The organism is Cuspidothrix issatschenkoi CHARLIE-1, assembly GCF_002934005.1.
Classification (GTDB): Bacteria; Cyanobacteriota; Cyanobacteriia; order Cyanobacteriales; family Nostocaceae; genus Cuspidothrix; species Cuspidothrix issatschenkoi.
The window spans coordinates 3063-4352 of the sequence record NZ_PGEM01000188.1; the positions used below are offsets into that span (position 1 = coordinate 3063).

The window sequence follows — 1290 nt, forward strand, 5'->3', positions numbered from 1 at the left end:
CTTTCTTCCCAACGAGTTATTTTCTGGGATAAATTTTGAGATTTATTTTGAATATCCTTAACTATTTGTTGATATCGTAGTTCTTTTTTAACAACCTCATTAGTTAATTTTTCAATATCATTAATAGTATCAATATAATCCTGTTGAGTTGCATTATTACTGAGAGAATTATAACGAATCTGGATTTTATCTAAACAGTCTTTAATTTCTGACTGCTGTTGAATTTCACTGAGTTTTCTGTTAGCAACTTGCAAAGAGTAATTTAAGGTATCTAGTAAATGTCGAGGTAAGGAAATTTGAATAACCACCTAGTTCTTGTTCTGTTTTGAGATATTCAGCTTTTTCACCTAATTTGGCAATTACTTCGTTAATTTTATCGTGAATAATTTCTAAAGCTTTGGTTTGACGTTTATATTGTTCTGCGGAAGGATCAACAGTAATAGTATCTGATTTAACCGATGATATTATATTGGGTGATACTAAATTAATAGTTTTTGGTTTTGATAATTCTAGTTTAATCTCTTGCAATCTTGAGTAAAGACTAATTAAGGTTTCTAGTTTAATATTACTGGGTAAATTTTCAGTTTCTTCTACTACTTTAAACCATTGATTGATTTTATGAACTTGTGCTAAAATTTGCTGTTTTTTAGGTTTAATGTCTTCTACTTGCGCTTGGTTTGGATCAGCAGAATTAATAAATAATTCAATCTCTTTAAGTAATTTTTGTGCTTGAACGTACTTTAATCTTGCTGGTATTTCAGGACATACAACAGGTTGACTACGTATTAACTGAGGTTTTTTACCTGATGTTAAGATCCATTCATTGACAAAATCTTTAGGTTTATCAAGAACGTTGGTTGTCACCCAATCTTTGATAGGTTTTTCTTCAATTGTTACTTGTTCTTTCTTATTTTTGGGAATACTAAAATTACCTTTTAATGTGATTTCAGTCCGATGATCACATATCCATGCTATAAATAGCATGGTAAAGGTATATTCATTATACCCAAAGGGAGGATTAGATAATTCTTGCCAAATTTTTTCTATATTAATAGATGTTTTTTGTTTATCATTTAAAGCTGTAAGTTCGTCTATTTTATTCCATGCAGCTATAATATTTTGATTGGTGGGAGTTTGTACAGAATATTTTTGAGCAGAGGTTTTAAATAGTCCCCAACTATTAACAAATACTTGAGTTACTAATGTATGATATGCTTGATTAGGAAATTTGGTAGGATTGAGATCATCTTCTAACAGACGTTTAGCCTAAACGGGGAGCATATCAACTTT

General features: G+C 29.8%; 2 protein-coding genes. Both read right to left on the reverse strand.

What is annotated here, in order from left to right; all coding sequences use genetic code 11:
- Positions 1–254, reverse strand: a 254-nt coding sequence (locus CUN59_RS21585) for a hypothetical protein (protein ID WP_165790238.1), incomplete at its 3' end; no start/stop codon positions are given.
- The gene (locus CUN59_RS19635) at positions 241–984 is read right to left on the reverse strand and encodes a hypothetical protein (RefSeq protein WP_104389418.1); all 744 of its coding nucleotides are present in this window, start codon (positions 982–984) and stop codon (positions 241–243) included. The genes CUN59_RS21585 and CUN59_RS19635, both read right to left, overlap by 14 nt.
- Between the last annotated feature and the right edge of the window lie 306 nt (positions 985–1290).